This is a genomic window from Rubrivivax sp. A210 (assembly GCF_904426505.1).
Classification (GTDB): Bacteria; Pseudomonadota; Gammaproteobacteria; order Burkholderiales; family Burkholderiaceae_C; genus Rubrivivax.
Genome location: NZ_CAJGBN010000005.1, coordinates 28,315 through 45,453, shown reverse-complemented (window position 1 = coordinate 45,453; position 17,139 = coordinate 28,315). Strand labels below are relative to the sequence as shown.

The following is a 17,139-nucleotide window of genomic DNA, read 5'->3' as shown; positions in this document are numbered from 1 at the left end:
GGCTTCAACACGCTTGTGCTGAAACGACTCTTTCTTGTCTTGATGCTGTTGGGCTTGCAGCCTGCCCATGCGCTCACACCCGAGCAGGCATTGCGCATCGCCAGCGGAGACAGCGACGAGCGCATCGCGGCGCTCAACGCGGCGGTGGCGGCTGCCGATCCGGCGCTGGGCCCCTTCGTGCAGGCGCTGCTGGCCGACGAGGTGAAGCTGGCCGGTGGCCGCGCCTTCATCGTGCGCGGCGACAAGATCACCGATGCCGCCAGCGGCGGCGCGGCCACGCTGCCGGCGGCGGGGGTCGAGGATGTCGTCAACAACAACCGCGTGCGGCGCGAGTTCGAGGCCGCGCTGGCCGCGCTGGCGCTGTTCGCCCCCGACCGCGACACGCGCGACAAGGCCATCAGCGCGCTGCGCGACCAGGCCGACGAGGGCAAGCTGGGCGTGATCGAGAAGGCGCTGGCCGCCGAAACCGACGCCGAGTTGAAGGCCCGCCTCTCGCTGCTGAAGGCGGCGGTGATGATCTCCTCGCCCGACAAGGCCAAGCGCCTGGATGCCGCCCGCCTGCTGGCCGGCAGCGAACAGCCGGCGACGCGCTCGCTGCTGATCGAGCGCCTGGCAGCCGAGAGCGATGGCGAGGTCAAGGCGGCCATCGACCTTTCGCTGTCCAAGGTGCAGGCGCGCCTGGCCTGGGGTGAGCGCCTGGGCGCGCTGTTCTCGGGCATCAGCCTGGGCTCGATCCTGCTGCTGGTGGCCCTGGGCCTGGCCATCACCTACGGCCTGATGGGCGTCATCAACATGGCCCACGGCGAGCTGATGATGATCGGTGCCTACGCCACCTACGTGGTGCAGAACGTCTTCAAGAGCTGGCTGCCGGGCGCCTTCGACTGGTACATCGCGGCGGCCATTCCGGCTTCCTTCCTGGCCGCGGCGCTGGTGGGTGCGGTGCTGGAACGCAGCGTGATCCGCTGGCTCTATGGCCGGCCGCTCGAAACCCTGCTGGCCACCTGGGGCATCAGCCTGATCCTGATGCAGGCGGTGCGCACGGTCTTCGGCGCGCAGAACGTCGGTGTCGAGAACCCCAGCTGGCTCTCGGGCGGGCTGCAGGTGCTGCCCAATCTGACGCTGCCCTACAACCGCCTCGCCATCCTGGCCTTCGCGGCCCTGGTGCTGGTGGGCATGACCCTGCTCATCAGCCGCACGCGGCTGGGCCTCTTCGTGCGCGGCGTGACGCAGAACCGGCGCATGGCCAGCTGCATGGGCGTGAACACGGCGCGCATCGACACCTATGCGTTTTCGCTCGGCGCCGGCATCGCCGGCCTGGCCGGCTGCGCGCTCAGCCAGGTCGGCAATGTGGGGCCGGACCTCGGCCAGGGCTACATCGTCGACAGCTTCATGGTGGTGGTGCTGGGCGGCGTGGGCCAGCTCGCCGGCACCGTCTACGCCGGCCTGGGCCTGGGCATTCTCAACAAGCTGCTGGAGGGCTGGAGCGGCGCCGTGCTGGCCAAGATCATGGTGCTGGTCTTCATCGTCGTCTTCATCCAGAAGCGGCCCCAAGGCATCTTCGCCCTCAAGGGCCGGAGTGCTGAGGCATGAACCGCGGCCTGCTGGGAACCCGCGGCTGGACCGCCGTGCTGGCCGCCGTCATCGTGGCCACCGTGCTGGTGCCGCTGCTCAACCTGGTGGTGCCCGCCGGCAGCGCCTTCCACCTGGCCGACTTCCATGTCAGCCTGCTCGGCAAGATCCTCTGCTACGCCATCTGTGCGCTGGCGATGGACCTGATCTGGGGCTATACCGGCATCCTTTCGCTGGGCCACGGCCTCTTCTTCGCGCTCGGCGGCTACGGCATGGGCATGTACCTGATGCGGCAGATCGGCCGCGACGGTCAGTACAAGAGCGACATGCCCGACTTCATGGTCTTCCTGAACTGGAAGGAATACCCCTGGACCTGGGCCGTGAGCGACAGCTTCGCGCTTCAGATGCTGCTGGTGCTGCTGGTGCCCGGGCTGCTGGCCTTCGTCTTCGGCTTCTTCGCCTTCCGCTCGCGCATCAAGGGCGTCTACTTCTCGATCATCACGCAGGCGCTGACCTTCGCCGCGATGCTGCTGTTCTTCCGCAACGAGACCGGCTTCGGCGGCAACAACGGCTTCACCGATTTCAAGCGCATCCTCGGTGTGCCCATCACCACGCCCGGCATGCGCGTCTTCCTGTGCGTGTTGACGGCGCTGGTGCTGATCGGCTTCTACCTGATGTCGCGCGCCATCGTACACAGCAAGTTCGGCCGCGTGCTGCAGGCCATTCGCGATGCCGAGACGCGCGTGATGTTCAGCGGCTACAACCCGGTGCACTACAAGCTGGCGATCTGGACCCTCAGCGCCGCGATGTGCGGCGTGGCCGGTGCCCTCTACGTGCCCCAGGTGGGCATCATCAACCCCGGCGAAATGAGCCCCGCAGCGAGCATCGAGATCGCCATCTGGGCCGCGGTGGGCGGGCGCGCCACGCTCATCGGCCCCATCGTCGGCGCCTTCTTCGTCAACGGCGCCAAGAGCTGGTTCACGGTGGCCTTTCCGGAGTTCTGGCTCTTCTTCCTGGGGGCGCTGTTCATTGGCGTGACGCTGTTCCTGCCGGACGGCATCGTGGGGCTGGTGCGCCGCTTGACCGCCAAAGAGACGGAGCGCAAGGCATGACGCCCGACCTGATGGAAGAGGGCGCGCGCCGCCTGGCCGAGCACCGGGCTCGCGCCGGCGCCGGCGGCAGCGTGATGGCGGGCCACCAGCCCTACTTCGGCCAGGGCGTGGCGCTGTACCTGGACGAGATCACCGTCAGCTTCGATGGCTTCCGCGCCCTCAATGCGCTCACGCTGACCATCAACGTGGGCGAACTGCGCTGCATCATCGGCCCCAATGGCGCCGGCAAGACGACGATGATGGACTGCATCACCGGCAAGACCCGGCCCGACAAGGGCAAGGTCTTCTTCGGCTCCAACATCGACCTGCTGCGCCTGACCGAGCCCGAGATCGCGCAGATCGGCGTCGGCCGCAAGTTCCAGAAGCCCACGGTGTACGAGCAGCTCAGCGTGTTCGAGAACCTCGAGCTCTCGCTGGTGGCCGACCGCGGCGTGCGCGCCAGCCTGCTGTCGCGCCTGAATGGCACCCAGCTCGACCGCCTGGGCGAACTGCTGACGCTCATTCACCTCAAGGACGAGGCCCAGCGCACCGCCGGCCTGCTTAGCCACGGCCAGAAGCAGTGGCTGGAGATCGGCATGCTGCTGGCGCAGGACCCCAAGCTGCTGCTCCTGGACGAACCCGTGGCCGGCATGACCGACGAGGAAACCGAGCGCACCGCCGAGCTCTTCCTCACGCTCGAAGGCCAGCATTCGCTGGTGGTGGTGGAACACGACATGAAGTTCGTCGACCAGCTCACGCAGGGGCGCAAGAAGGTCACGGTGCTGCACGAAGGCAGCGTGCTGGCCGAGGGCCTGCTGAGCGAGGTGCAGGCCAACGAGAAGGTCGTCGAGGTTTATCTTGGTCGATAGCGCGCCCGTCCTGCAGGTCGAGGGCCTGAACCAGTACTACGGCGGCAGCCACATCCTGCGCGGCCTCGCCTTCGAGGCGCGGCTGGGCGAGGTGACGGTGGTGCTGGGCCGCAACGGCGTGGGCAAGACCACGCTGCTCAAGAGCCTGATGGGCGTGGTGCCGGTCAAGGCCGGGCAGATCAAGTTGGCTGGCGCCGACATCACCAAGGCCACGCCTTATGAGCGCGTGCGCCAGGGCGTGGGCTATGTGCCGCAGGGGCGCGAGATCTTCGGCCGCCTGACGGTGGAGGACAACCTGCGCATGGGCCTGGCGTCGCGGCCCGCGGGCTCGGCCATCCCGCCGGAGCTGTTCGAGCTGTTCCCTATCCTCAAGCAGTTCCTGCACCGCCGCGGAGGCGACCTCTCCGGCGGCCAGCAGCAGCAGCTGGCCATCGCCCGCGCGCTGGCCGCGGGGCCGCGCCTGCTGATGCTGGACGAGCCCACCGAGGGCATACAGCCCAGCATCATCAAGGACATCGGCCGCGTCATCCGCATGCTGGCCGACCGCAAGACCATGGCCATCGTGCTGGTCGAGCAGTACTACGACTTCGCCGCCGAACTGGCCGACCAGTACCTGGTGATGGAGCGCGGCGAGATCGTCCAGCGCGGCCGCGGCAAGGACATGGAGGCCGAAGGCGTGCGCCAGCGCATGTCGATCTGAGGCCGGGCGGGCCGCGGCGGCGCACGGCGGCAGAACAGCACCCGCAGTTGCCGCCTTTTCGCCCTAAAGCAAGGGCGGTTGACTGCCGAAAATCCGTCTTCGCGGGGTTGTACGCGGGCGGAGCTGACGATGACGGGCGGGCGGTGTCGATTCGCGGTGGGCTTGTTGCTGGTGGCGCTGGCCGCGCCGGTGGCGGGCCAATGCACGCGCGTCGTCTTCTCGGCCCACCCTGACTATCCGCCCTACCACTGGGCCGAGGGCGAGCGCCTGGCTGGCGCCAGCGTGGCCCTGGCCGGCCGCATCCTCGACGAGCTGGGCGTGCGCTGGGAGGCGCGCTTCGTCGGCCCCTGGCCGCGCGTGCTGAAGTCGGCCGAGTACGGCGAGATCGACCTCGTCGTGAGCCTGAAGCCCACACCCGAGCGCCAGGCCTTCCTCGAGTTCACGGCATCGCCTTCGTTCCAGAACCCGATGGCGGTGTTCGCCGCCCGCGACCGGCCGCTGAAGTTCCAGGCGCTCGAAGACCTGGTGGGCAAGCGCGGCGGGCGCAGCGCCGGTGACCGCTTCGGCGACGAGTTCGACCGCTATGCCAGGCAGCACCTGAGCCTGGAAGACGCCGACAACCTGGACATCAATTTCAGCAAGCTGCTGGCCGGCCGCATCGACTACGTGGTGACCGGCCTGTACACCGGGCGTGCCCATCTGCTGCGCCAGGGCCTGGCCGAGCGCATAGCGCCGCTGGCGCGTCCGCTCAACGAAGGCACGGTCCACTTCGCATTCTCCCGCCGCAGCCCCTGCCTGGCCATGCTGGCGGCCGTGGACGCGCGGCTGGTGGCGGCACAGCGCAGCGGACTGGCGGCACGCCTGCTCGAAGAATCGCTGCAGCAATGGCCCAGCGGTGCCCGCAAGGCCGGCCCGCCATGAAGGCGCAGGGCTCCTGGCACTTCGAAGGCCGCCTGGCCATCCGGCAGGCCTTGATCGCTGCGCTGGTGGGCCTGCTGCTGGGCGTGGTGTTCAGCGCCCACCAGGTCAGCCGTGAGTTCAGGGAATCGGAAGCGGAGGAGCGCCAGGAAATCGAGCAATTGCTCGCCGTCCTGCGCGAACCCGCCGCCCAGGCCGCCTACCAGCTGAGCGTGGCGGCGGCGGCCGTCGTCGTGCAGGGCACGCTGTCGTTCGGGCCGGTGCAGGAGGCCGAGTTGAAGAACGACTTCGGCGAAACCCTGGCGCGGGGCCGCGGCACCGCGCCGCCCGTCGACCCCGGCGTCTGGTGGGCCCGCTTCGTCGCGCCCACCCACGAGCACCGCCTGTCGCTCAGCCATGGCCCTGGCGGCAAGCGGGTGGGTGAGCTGCGCCTGGTGACGACGCGCGGGCCGCGGGTCGAACGCCTGATGCAGGGCATCTGGCGCGAGGGCGGCCTTTCGGTGCTGCGCAGCCTGATCGTCGCAATGGCGCTGGGCGTGTGCTTCCACCTCACCTTGACGCGGCCACTCTCGGCGGTGGCGCGGCGCATCCGCAACGGCCCCGCGCAGGACGAGCCGGCAGCGCCGGCCGAGGCACCGCGGGCCGACGAGATTGGTGAAATCTCCGCCGCCTTCGAGCGCTACGAACGCGAGGCGCGCGAGCGCAGGCTCAGCATGGAGGCAGCGGCGTCGGCCCTGGCCGCCAGCGAAATGCGGCACCGCCGCATCGTCGAGACCGCTGGCGAGGGTGTCTGGCAGATCGACGAGCACGGCACGACGACGCTGGCCAACGAGGCCATGGCCGAGATGCTGGGCACGCGCGCCGCGCTGCTGCTGGGGCGCTCGATGTTCGACTTCATGGACGAGGAGGGCGCCCGCGTCGCCAAGGCGCTCTTCCTCACGCGCCAGAGCGGCGGCCACGAACGGGGCGAGTTCCGTTTCCTGCGCGCCGACGGCCGCGAGTTGTGGACCTATCTCTCCACCTGCCCCATCACCGACGCCGACGGCCGCCACGCCGGCGCGCTGGCGATGGTGACCAACGCCACCGAACGGCGGCGGCGCGATGAAGAACTGCGCGCCTCCAACGCGCAGCTGCGCGAAATGGTGGGCGACCTCGAGGCGCACAAGCTCGACATGGCCCACATCGCCGAGCTGAACGAGCTGCTGCAGTCGGCGCGCGCCGAGGCCGAGGCCTATGGCGCCATCGGTGCCGTCGGCGCACGCCTGTTTGCCGGCGGCTCAGGCGGGCTGGCCATGGTCATGTCCGGCACCGAAATGGCCACCGTCTGCACCTGGGGCCCGTCCGACTGGTTGCCGCTGCGCTACGAGCGTGATGACTGCTGGGCGATAAGGCGCGGCGGCCCGCACCTGCAGGCGCCCGGGCACGGCGTGCCCTGCAACCATGTCCTCGATGGCCGGATCGACCTGGTGCTGTGCATGCCGCTGTATGTCGAGGGTGAACTCCTGGGCGTGCTGCACCTGGCCGACGGCGATGCGGCCGACCACGAATTGCTGGATGGCGCGCTGCGGCGGCGCGTGGAGATCTTCGCGCAGGTGATCAAGCTCGGCCTGTCCAACCTGCGCCTGCGCGAGAGCCTGCGCGACCAGGCGCTGCGCGACGTGCTCACCGGCCTGCCCAACCGCCGCCTCTTCGACGAGACGCTGCCGCGCGAGCTGGCGCGCTGCGCGCGCTCGGGGCAGGCGTTGACGGTGGCCGTCGTCGACGTCGACCGTTTCAAGCACTTCAACGACAGCTACGGCCACGACGTGGGCGACCGCGTGCTGCGCGCGGTGGCGGCAGCGCTGCTGCGCAACATCCGCTCCGGCGACATGGCCTGCCGCTGGGGCGGCGACGAGTTCATGTGCCTGCTGATTGGCGCCACCGCCGCCGAGGCCAGGGCGCGCTTCGTCGAGCTGCTGGTGCGCACCGGCGAGGGCGACGAACTGGGCGCGGGGGCGATGCCGGAGGCGGTGACCTTCACTGTCGGCCTGGCCAGCGCCCCGGACGCAGCCACCGATGCCGCGGGCCTGCTGCGGGCCGCCGATGCCGCGTTGTACGTGGCCAAGGCGCGGGGCGGCCATTGCGTCGAGGTGGCGCCCGGCCGCGCCGCTGCGGCCAGCCTCGCCACCGGTGTACTGCCGGCCTGACGCCGGCCGCCATAATCCGCCCCGTGAAGCAGGCCAGACCGCCGCTGGTGCGAGCGTGGAAACACGGCACTGGAGGAAGGTCCGGACTGCGCAGGGCGGCGTAGCAGCTAACGGCTGTCCACCGTGAGGTGAGGATCAGAGCAACAGAGACGAGTCAAGGCGGGGCCCCGAGGCGGGTGTTCTGTGAGGCGCCGGCGCAAGCCGGCGGGCCGTGCGGCCTGCCGCACGGCCTCGGGCGCAAGCCCGAACCGAACAGCCACTCAAGGCGGGACAAGCTCCGCCTTGGGTGAAACGGGCAATCTCTACGCGCAGCAATACCAAGTAGGCACACGTTGACCTGGCCCGGGGAGTGTGCGGGTAGGTAGCACCGAGCCGGGGGGTGACTCCCGGCCCAGAGGAATGGCGGTCACGGCTCCGAGGCGCAAGCTGCAGGGGCTGCACAGAATCCGGCCTATCGGCCTGCTTCACACTTTTCATCGAAACGGGCGGCCCCGGCCCGGCGGGCCGGCCATGTTGCCGTGGCCACCGGCCGCGGGCCGCGACTTTGTGCCTGGCCCGCACGGGGCCGCCGGGTCAAGCGGCATGCCGGGATTGCCGATAAGGGACGAGACACCCTTGAGAGGCAAGCCATGGCCCGCGCCCACCTGAACCTGATCTGCGCCGCTGCATTGCTGGGGCCGCTGGGCGCCCTGGCCGCCGACCCCGGAGCCGCTCACGGGGCAGCGGCGCCAGCCGTGAACAAGGCGGCGCAGAGGCCGGAACCGAAGGTGGCCGCCAGGCCCGAGGCCCACGCCGAGACCGTGCTGCCCAACCGCGGCCTCAAGACGGTGCGCGCCGGCAGCTCGCTGGAAGCGGTGGCGCCGCCGGTGGCCGGCGTCTCCCCCAGCGACGCCGACGCCATCGACCAGCTGCGTGCCCGCCTGGCCGAGAAGCTCGCGGCCCGCACCCTGGCCGCCAACCAGCCCGGCGAGCTGCGTGTGGCCCCCCGCGCGGTGCCGCCGCCGGCGCACCGGCCCCGCGCCGCGGCTGCGGCCGGCCATGGCACGGCCGCGGCTTCGCTCAAGGCCGCCGAGGCCACGGGCCACGGCGCAGCCCACTGGGGCTACAACGGCCCCGCCGGCCCCCAGACCTGGGGCGGCCTCAAGCCCGAGTTCGCGCTGTGCAGCAACGGCCAGCGCCAGAGCCCCATCGACATCCGCGGCGGCCTCGCGGTCGACCTCGAGCCGGTGAAGTTCGACTACCAGCCCTCGCGCTTCGGCGTCATCGACAACGGCCACACGGTGCAGGTCAACGTGCCGCCGGGCAATGCCATCGAGGTCGGACCGCGCCGCTTCGAGCTGCTGCAGTTCCACTTTCACCGGCCTTCGGAAGAGCGCATCGACGGGCGCCAGTTCGAGATGTCGCTGCACATGGTTCACAAGGACCCCGAGGGCCGGCTGGCGGTGGTGGCGGTGTTGTTCGACAAGGGGCAGTCCCACGGCCTGCTGCAGCGCGTGTGGAGCAACCTGCCGCTGGAACGCAACGAGGAATCGCAGGCGCGCGTGACGCTGGATGCCAACGAACTGCTGCCCGCCGACCGTCGCTACTTCACCTACATGGGCTCGCTCACCACGCCGCCGTGTACCGAAGGCGTGCAGTGGGTGGTGATGCGCCAGCCGGTGACGGCCTCGGCCGAGCAGATCGACCTGTTCGCGCGCATCTACCCGATGAATGCGCGGCCGGTGCAGTCGGCCGCGGGCCGGCGCATCCTGCAGTCGAACTGAGGCCGGCCGGACACTGCGGCGCCTGGCCGTTGCATGCCTGTTCCAGGCCCCGGTGATCGCGGCCCATCCGCTGCTTGACATCGCCATTGCTGCAGAGCCTGTACATCCCGGTTGCCCACTCAACCCGGCGTCGGCTGCATTGATGATGGAGCTGTCCTGCGGATGGCCTTTTGACCCGCGGCTCCTCCCTGCAACGGCTTCACGATTGAAGGCCTTCGGCTGTCCTGCCTTGACCACCGGGCACCATGCGACGCGACGCACGCCAGGTTGCCGGCCGCAAGTCGTGGGTGTGCGGGAGGGCCGTTGGACGCAAGACGCAAGGGAAGGTCGAAGGCCTGGCCGGCTCAGGCGGTGCAACTGCGGTTCACCCTTCTCGGCGTGCCGACCTGGCGATGTGAAGGGCGCCATGCCTTCCTGGACAGCCAGGACGCCGCCTGGATCGCCCGGCTGGCTTTGGACGTCGCGAAAGAACAGAGCGCATTGGCCAGGCTGCTGTGGCCGCACAAGGATGTTGAGCACGCCGTTGGCAGTTTGAAGCATCGGTTCACGTCGCTTCGCAAGACTTCCGGGCACCCTGTGTGCGTGGGTGGTGATCCAGTGCAACTGCTGCCCAGCGTGAGCGTGGACGTCAACGACAGTCTCGACGAACTCTCCCTTGAAGAACTCCTGGGTCGCGGCGATCTGCTCGCCGGCCTGAGCTACGCGGCACTGCCTGACTTCCAGCGCTGGCTGGACCGGCAACGACAACAGTGGCGCCATCGGCTGTTCGGCGCGCTCAACAGCCACAGTGCGCGGCTCCAGCACGAAGGTCGGTATGCCGAAGCCCGGACGCCGCTCGAGCGCGTCCTGATGCTGGAGCCGACGCTTGAGCCGGCCTGGTTGCGCCTCATGCGCCTGCACTTCCTGCAGGGCAACCGGACGGCGGCCATCGACACCTTCGACCGCCTGCAGCATCAGATGGCGGCGCTCGGCTTGCAAGTGCATCCAGAGGCCCTTGAACTGCTCCGACTCGTGCAGCGCGAGACCGTCCCGGCCCTGCGCCCAGGGAGCCTCCCTCCCGTACTGGAACGGCCGCCGACGCTGGTGGGCCGCGAGCGCCAGCTGCAGGCCATGGAGCGGGCCTGGCGCCAGGGCCTTGCGTTCCTGCTGCGTGGCGAGCCAGGCATCGGCAAGACCCGGCTGATACAGGACTTCGCGCAGAGCCGGTCGGGCATCCTGATCGTCGAAGCACGCCCGGGCGACGAGCAGTCAGCCTGCTCGCTATTGAAGCGAGTGCTTCGAACGGTGCTGCAAGAGTACGCCGTCACGCTTGGCAATGAACTTGTTCGGCACCAACTCAGCCGGCTGCTGGATGAGTTCGGACCACCCCCGATCGGTACGACCATTCGGGAAGAGGCCCTGTGGGAGGCTGGCGAATACTTGCTGCTGGCGGCGGTGCCCACTGGGTTGAAGGCGCTGTTGATCGACAACTTGCACTTTGCCGATCTGTCCAGTGTCAAGGCCCTGCGCTGGCTTTCGGCGAGCAAGGAGCTTGGCGCAGTTTCGTTCGGCTTCACGGCCCGCGAAGAGCAGTCCTTGGAGTTGCATGCGCTCGTGGACGCATGGCTTACCGACCCGAAGCGGCTGATTGCCGTCGATCTCACGCCACTGAATGTGGATGACCTCGCGCAGCTGATCGCCGACCTGAATTTGCCCGAGCGCTTGCCGACGAGCCTTGCGAGCGCCCTGCGCGCGCACACCGGAGGCATCCCGTACATCAGCATCGAGACGCTGATCGACCTGTGGCAGCAGGAGGCCGAGCCCTCGCAGATGAGGCTTTCGATGCCTGCCAGCATCGTTTCGCTGCTGCAGATGCAACTGCGAGCCGTACCGACGGACTGCGCCGAACTGGTGTGGGCCGCTGCACTGATGGGCGGAGATTTCACCGCGGCGCGCGCTGCTGCGGTGGCGGGGCTGGCCAGCACCGCACTGGGCGAGGGCCTGCAGGCTCTCGAGCGATGCCGTGTCTTCGCAGGCCCTCGCTTCAGGCATGACCTGCTGCGCGAATGCGCGCTGATGGATGTTCCCGGCGCATTGCGCCCGCTTCTGCACGTCCGCATTGCCGAAGCCTTGAAGGACGACCCGGGCATCCCACCGGGCAGGCTGGCCCACTACTGGGAGGCAGCCAAATGCTGGGCGCCGGCCGCTCGCTGTCTGCTGGCCGCCGCGGCGGCTGCGCGCATGGCCGGTCAATTGCAGGCGCACCAGACGCTGCTGGAGCGCGCAGCGGGCTGCTGGCAGCAGGCCGCAGACGCGGACTCGGCCTTCGACGCGTGGTGCCGGCGGACAGGCGGCACGCTTGTACTCAGCGGTCCGAAAGCCTTGCTGGCTGAACTGCCGCAGTTGCGAGCCCTGGCTGTGAGGCCCGGGCAGCAGCTGCGGGTGATGCTGTTGCAGGCCGATGCGCTGGTTCACCTGGGCGACAACGATGAAGCCCTGAGCGTGGCGGATGCGGTGCTGCGGCATCCCGCCCTGGATGTGGTCTCGGAGGTCGAGGCCAAGGTCGTGCGCACGACGGCGCTGGCGCAGTCCGGCCGGATTGCCGAGGCACTGCGAGCCCAGGAAGATGCTGAGGAACTCGCCGTTCGTGGAGGAGACGCCGAGCAGGTGCTGCGCCTGACCCATCTGGGTGTCGTTGTGCTCTTCCACAACGGATGCATCGGCCAGGCCGTGGCCGCGGCGCGGAAGTCGGCCGAACTTGCCCGCGCCGCCGGCGATCTGACCGAAGCGGTCCAGGTCGATGGCAACCTTTGCACGCTGCTGATGGTTTGCGGCGAAACCGGCGAGGCCTATTCGCTGGCACGCAGCGTGCGGCGGCAGCACGACACGATGGGTTCGTCGACGAACAGCCACACGCGAGGGCTGAATCTCGTGGCGCTCAGCAATTCGGCGGCCTGGCATGGCCATTTCGATGAGGCGCTGGCTGCGCTGGCCGCAGCGGCCGTGGTGCTTGGCGAGCAGGCCGCCCCGCAACCGCGGGCGGTCATGTGCATGTCGTCGGCCTACCTTTGGCTGACGCTCGGCGACAGCCGCAAGGCCGCCGAGGTGCTGCCGTCGGCACCCGACGGCCTCAATCCCGGCCTTCAGATGCGATGGCATTGGGTGCAGGCGCGGGTGGCCGCCTTGGAGGGGCGCCCGGACGATGCGGCACTGGAGGCTATCGGGCGAATCCAGGCGGCGCATCCGGATCTTTCGCATGGGCAGAGCGCCTGGCTCGAATGGTCCTGGCAGGGCCAGGCGCAGGTGGTCGTCGTGACCCTCCGTGAGCTTCGCCGGCAGGCTGTGCGAGTCGGCGTGCTCGGCTTTGCGAGGGCCACGATGGTTCGTGAGCTTGATCGCCTGGCCGATATCGATGGTTCCGAAGCACTGCAGGCCGCCGTCGATCTGGCGTCCGAGCTGGGTGACATCGGCGCCAGCAGCCTGTCGTTTCAGATCTACGTACCGCACGCCTGGCTGATCCTGGCCCGGGTCTGGCAACGAGCCGGCGAGCCCGGCCGTGCGGCGCATGCACGCGCTCAGGGACGCGCCTGGGTTCTGCAAGCGGCCCGGCGTTTGCCGGCGGATCTGCGGCGATCCTTTCTTCGCTGCAACCCCGTCAACCGCGACCTGCTCGATGAAGCCGACGCCTGAGTTCTGCGGCAACGGCTTTCACTCCAAATTCACTCGCCTTGTTGTCAACTGCGCGCAGTGCATCGGACAGCGGGTTCGGTGCCGCAGGAGCAAATGGAGCATGCGATGAAACTGAGTGGAAGTTTGGCCGTTGCCGCCACATTGGGAACGCTTGCCGCGCCGTCGGCCTTTGCAGTGGGCGTGCTCCTGGGATCGGGCACGCTGAATACGCCGGGTGACCTGACGCGCATCCAGGTGGGCCCGGGTGTGCTCGAGTTCCTCGATCTTTCGGTCACGAGGGGCAGCACAGTGGCGGCCGCGGTGAATACCTACGCGCCATTCGGCTTTCACTGGGCCAAGCGCGTGGAGGTCAGCGATCTGTTCGACGCTTTCGGCATCACTTACGCGTCGCAGGCCAACAGCGTGGTTTCGATGGCTGCCACCGTTGCGCAGCGCAGCAGCTTCATAGACCAGCTCGGGAGCGGCTCTGTCGTGCTGGGTTGGCTGGACGACCTGACGACTGCAAGCGCACACACCTACACCTGCGTGAGCATCAACGCGGGCTGCTCCCCCGATGTGTTCTCCAACAACTCCCCGAACTTCTGGCCCACGTTTCCTGGTTCGAGCACGGGCGTCTACCTCGTGCGGGCCGTGCCCGAGGCGCCGACCTGGGCTGCAATGTTGGGCGGCCTGGCGGGCTTGGCACTGCTGATGCGGCGGCGATGGGTTGGCGTTTGAGCCGGGTCGCGGCCGCGGTCGGCTTCACAGGGCTCCAGATCAGGAGGTAGAGGCCCAGGCTGAAGAACGCCCGGGAGTCGTTCCGTAGTGCGCGGGCGCGGCGCGCACACTGTCCAGCGCTGCGACCGCAACCCCGCCCCAGGCCGGCGCCGCCTGCACCACATCGCCGATGACGACGATGGCCGGGCTGGCCAGGCCTTCGCGGGCCACGGTTTCCACCAGGCTGTCCAGCGTACACACCGCCTGGCGCTGGGCCGGCGTGTGGGCATGGCAGACCACCGCGGCCGGCTTGTCGCCGGCCAGGCCGGCGGCACGCAGGGCGGCGGTGATGGCGGGCAGGCGGGCCACGCCCATGTAGATCACCAGCGTCAGGCCCGAGCGCGCCAGCGCCGCCCAGTCGGGTTCGCCTTCTTCGGTGCCTGCATGGCCGGTGACCAGGGCCACGCCGCGCGTCCAGCGGCGGTCGGTGACCGGGATGCCGATGGCCGCCGGCGCGGCAATGCCGGCCGTGAGGCCGCTGATGACCTCGACCGCGATGCCGGCCGCACGCAGCGCCTCGCATTCCTCGCCGCCGCGGCCGAAGACGAAGGGGTCGCCGCCCTTGATGCGCACGACGCGCTCGCCGCGTTGGGCCTCGGCCACCATCAGGCGGTGGATGAAGGCTTGCGGCGTGCTCGGGCAGCCGCCGCGCTTGCCGACGTGGACGACGCGGGCGCCGCGCCGCAGGTGGCGCAGCACGTCCGGGTGTACCAGGTCGTCGACCAGGGCCAGGCTGGCGCGGCGCAGCGCTTTCACGGCCTTGATCGTCAGCAGTTCGGGGTCGCCGGGGCCGGCGCCGACCAGGGTCACGGTGGGGATGTCGTCACGGGTCTTCATGCAGGGATCGCTGTGCGTGGGTGCTGGCGCAGCAGCGTCTTCAGGGTCGGCAGGCAGGAGCCGCAGGAGGTGCCGCACTTCAGCTGTCCTTGCAGGCTTTGCAGCCGCGCTGCCTCGTCGCCTTCGCACAGCTTCAGCGTCGCGGCGATGCGGTCTTCGTCGACATCGTGGCAGGCGCAGACCTGGCGCGAGCGTGCGGCCACCGGCAGCGGCGGTGTGCGGCTGGCGGCCAGCAGGGCGCGGCCAAAGGCGGCTGCCGGCTGGCCCTGCTGCAGCAGGGCCAGCACCCAGGCCTGGGCGGCGGCATCGCCAGCCAGCACAAAGGCCTGCAGCGTGCCGTCGTCGTGCAGGCGCATCGCGCGGTGCTGGCCGGCGCGGGCATCGGCGTAGCGCAGCACGCGGCCATCGCCCAGGCCCAACACGGCCTCCAGTGGCGGCAGCTCGGCCGGCAGCGGCGCGGCAGCGGCGGCGCGGAACAGCAAGCCGATGCGCCCGTCGGGCTCGCGCCCGAAGGGCAGGCAGCTGGCGTAGCCCCAGGCGGCGAAGCGGGCGCGCAGGGTCTCGCGCAGCATGAGGGCCGCGTCGGCCGGCAGCCAGGCCGCGGCCACGACCTGCCAGGGCAGGGCTGCCGGCTCCAGCCTGACCGCGGCATGCTTCAACTCGGGCTGCATGGACTGCGGGCAATAGGCCGAGGTGGTGAGCGCGTTGACGCCCAGGCCGGCCATGGCCTCGGGGCCCCAGTGCATGGCGATGAAGGCCTGGGCCGGCATCACCGCCTCGCTGGCCTGCACCGGCAGCACCAGCTGGCCGCGGCGCGAGCTGACGCGCACCAGATCGCCCGCCGCCCAGTGCCGCCGCGCCAGCTCCTGCGGGTGCAGTTCCAGCGCCGGCTCGCTGGCGTGGGCATAGAGGCGGCCCAGGGTGCCGGTGCGGCTCATGCCATGCCACTGGTCGCGCAGGCGGCCGGTGTTCAGCGCGATGGGGTAGCGTGCGTCGCGCGGCTCGGCCACAGGCCGCCAGGCCGGGGCCACGAAACGGGCGCGGCCGTCGGGCGTGGCAAAGCGGCCGTCTTCGTAGAGCCGTGCCCGGCCGGCGCTGGCGCCTTGCGGGCAAGGCCATTGCTGCGGGTTCTCCAGCGCGGCATAGCTGAGGCCGGTGATGTCGAGATCGCGCCCGCGCGTGCTCTCGCGGTGCTCCATCCAGATGCTCTCGGGCGTCTCATAGGGAAAGAGGCTGGTGCCGTCGGCACGCCGGGGCGGCAGCAGGGCCTCGAGGCGGCGCGCCACGTCCACGGCGATGCGCCAGTCGTCGCGCGCCTGGCCCGGGGCCGGCACGGCGGCGTACACGCGGCTGATGCGGCGTTCGCTGTTGGTCACCGTGCCCGCCTTCTCGCCCCAGCTGCTGGCCGGCAGCAGCAGGTCGGCACAGGCGGCCGTCGCGGTATGGGCATAGGCCTCCTGCACGACGACGAATTCGCAGCGCTGCAGCGCGCGCCGCACCAGGTTCTGGTCGGGCAGGCTCTGGGCCGGGTTGGTGCAGGCTATCCACAGCGCCTTGATGCGGCCGTCGGCCGCGGCCTCGAACATCTCCACCGCGCTCAGGCCCGGCGCGGCCGGCACCTGGCTCACGCCCCAGAGCGCGGCCACCTCGGCGCGGTGCGCCGGGTCGGCGAGGTCGCGGTGGGCGCTGAGCTGGTTGGCCAGGCCGCCGACCTCGCGCCCGCCCATCGCATTGGGCTGGCCGGTGAGCGAGAAGGGTCCGGCACCGGCGCGGCCGATCTGGCCCGTGGCCAGGTGCAGGTTGATCAGGCTGCTGTTCTTGTCGGTGCCGCTCGTGCTCTGGTTCAGGCCCTGGCAGTAGAGCGACAGCGTGGGCCTGCGGCTGCCATCGGCAGCCAGGCCGGCGAACCAGCGCGCCGCCTGCACGATGTCGGCCTCCTTCAGGCCGCAGGTCTTGGCGGCCTGGGCCGGGCTGATCTCGCGCACGCGGTCGCGCAGTGCGGGGAAGCCGCTGGTGTGGGCCGCGATGTAGTCGGCATCGACCAGGCCTTCCCACAGCATCAGGTGCAGCAGGGCGTGGTGCAGCACGACATCGGTGCCGGGCAGCAGTTGCAGGTGCAGGTCGGCGACGGCGGCGGTCTCGGTGCGACGCGGGTCGACGACGATGAGCCTTTGCGCCGGGTTGGCGCGGCGCGCGTCTTCCAGGCGCCGGAACAGCACCGGATGGGCCCAGGCCATGTTGGAGCCGGTGATGAAGACCGTCTGCGCCAGGGCCAGGTCTTCGTAGCAGGCCGGCGGCGCGTCGGCGCCCAGGCTTTGCTTGTAGCCGGCCACCGCGCTGCTCATGCACAGGCGCGAGTTGGTGTCGACGTTGTTCGTGCCTATCAGGCCCTTGGTCAGCTTGTTGAAGACGTAGTAGTCCTCGGTGAGCAACTGGCCCGAGAGGTACAGGCCCACCGCGTCGGGCCCGTGCTGCTGGATGGTGGTGGCAAAGCGGCTCGCCACTTCGTCCAGCGCCGCGTCCCAGCCGACGGGCTGCAACTCGCCGCCGCGGGTGGCGCGACGCAGCGGCTGCAGCGCGCGCACCTGGCGCGTGATGCCGGCCGCGGCCGTGAGGTGCAGGGTCTGGCCCTTGGTACACAGGCGGCCGAAGTTGGCCGGATGCTCGGGGTCGCCGCGCACGCCGCTGATCTGCCCGCTCTCATGCTCGATGACGACGCCGCAGCCGACGCCGCAGTAAGGGCAGGTGGAACGGGTCTCGGCCATGGCTCGCTCAGCGGCC

General features: G+C 70.0%; 11 protein-coding genes and 1 other RNA gene. 10 read left to right on the top strand and 2 right to left on the bottom strand.

The annotated features are described in order from the left end of the window. Window positions 1-42 precede the first annotated feature (42 nt). From urtB to JMV16_RS05740, 10 genes are all read left to right on the top strand, one after another. Window positions 43-1,590, top strand: coding sequence for an urea ABC transporter permease subunit UrtB (gene urtB / locus JMV16_RS05785; RefSeq protein WP_201493236.1), 1,548 nt, complete (start codon window positions 43-45; stop codon window positions 1,588-1,590). After that, window positions 1,587-2,681, top strand: coding sequence for an urea ABC transporter permease subunit UrtC (gene urtC / locus JMV16_RS05780; protein WP_201493235.1), 1,095 nt, complete (start codon window positions 1,587-1,589; stop codon window positions 2,679-2,681). Before urtB ends, urtC begins: the two co-directional genes overlap by 4 nt. Next, entirely contained in the window at window positions 2,678-3,529 is an 852-nt protein-coding gene (gene urtD / locus JMV16_RS05775) for an urea ABC transporter ATP-binding protein UrtD (RefSeq protein ID WP_201493234.1), read from the top strand. The genes urtC and urtD overlap by 4 nt, the downstream gene beginning before the upstream one ends. Beyond that, window positions 3,519-4,229, top strand: a complete 711-nt coding sequence (gene urtE / locus JMV16_RS05770) for an urea ABC transporter ATP-binding subunit UrtE (protein WP_201493233.1) — start codon at window positions 3,519-3,521, stop codon at window positions 4,227-4,229. The genes urtD and urtE overlap by 11 nt, the downstream gene beginning before the upstream one ends. A gap of 129 nt (window positions 4,230-4,358) precedes the next feature. Next, a complete protein-coding gene (locus JMV16_RS05765) occupies window positions 4,359-5,150 on the top strand; it encodes a substrate-binding periplasmic protein (RefSeq protein WP_201493232.1) in 792 nt (263 codons plus the stop codon). Beyond that, entirely contained in the window at window positions 5,147-7,333 is a 2,187-nt protein-coding gene (locus JMV16_RS05760; RefSeq protein WP_201493231.1) for a diguanylate cyclase, read from the top strand. The genes JMV16_RS05765 and JMV16_RS05760 overlap by 4 nt, the downstream gene beginning before the upstream one ends. A gap of 25 nt (window positions 7,334-7,358) precedes the next feature. Continuing rightward, window positions 7,359-7,803, top strand: an RNA gene (rnpB, locus tag JMV16_RS05755) — RNase P RNA component class A. A 159-nt stretch (window positions 7,804-7,962) separates the two neighbouring features. Next, window positions 7,963-9,096, top strand: coding sequence for a carbonic anhydrase (locus tag JMV16_RS05750; RefSeq protein ID WP_201493230.1), 1,134 nt, complete (start codon window positions 7,963-7,965; stop codon window positions 9,094-9,096). A 351-nt stretch (window positions 9,097-9,447) separates the two neighbouring features. Beyond that, window positions 9,448-12,765: an AAA family ATPase gene (locus JMV16_RS05745; RefSeq protein WP_201493229.1), complete on the top strand. Its 3,318-nt coding sequence runs from the start codon at window positions 9,448-9,450 to the stop codon at window positions 12,763-12,765. A 93-nt stretch (window positions 12,766-12,858) separates the two neighbouring features. Then, entirely contained in the window at window positions 12,859-13,482 is a 624-nt protein-coding gene (locus JMV16_RS05740) for a hypothetical protein (protein ID WP_201493228.1), read from the top strand. Window positions 13,483-13,521: 39 nt separating this feature from the next. On the opposite strand, the gene cobA is transcribed toward JMV16_RS05740, so the two are convergent. Both cobA and JMV16_RS05730 read right to left on the bottom strand, forming a co-directional pair. Continuing rightward, window positions 13,522-14,358, bottom strand: a complete 837-nt coding sequence (cobA, locus tag JMV16_RS05735) for a uroporphyrinogen-III C-methyltransferase (RefSeq protein ID WP_201493227.1) — start codon at window positions 14,356-14,358, stop codon at window positions 13,522-13,524. Further along, window positions 14,355-17,123 carry a nitrate reductase gene (locus tag JMV16_RS05730; RefSeq protein ID WP_201493226.1) on the bottom strand — a complete coding sequence of 923 codons (2,769 nt, stop codon included), beginning with the start codon at window positions 17,121-17,123 and terminating at the stop codon, window positions 14,355-14,357. Before JMV16_RS05730 ends, cobA begins: the two co-directional genes overlap by 4 nt. Window positions 17,124-17,139: the final 16 nt, after the last annotated feature.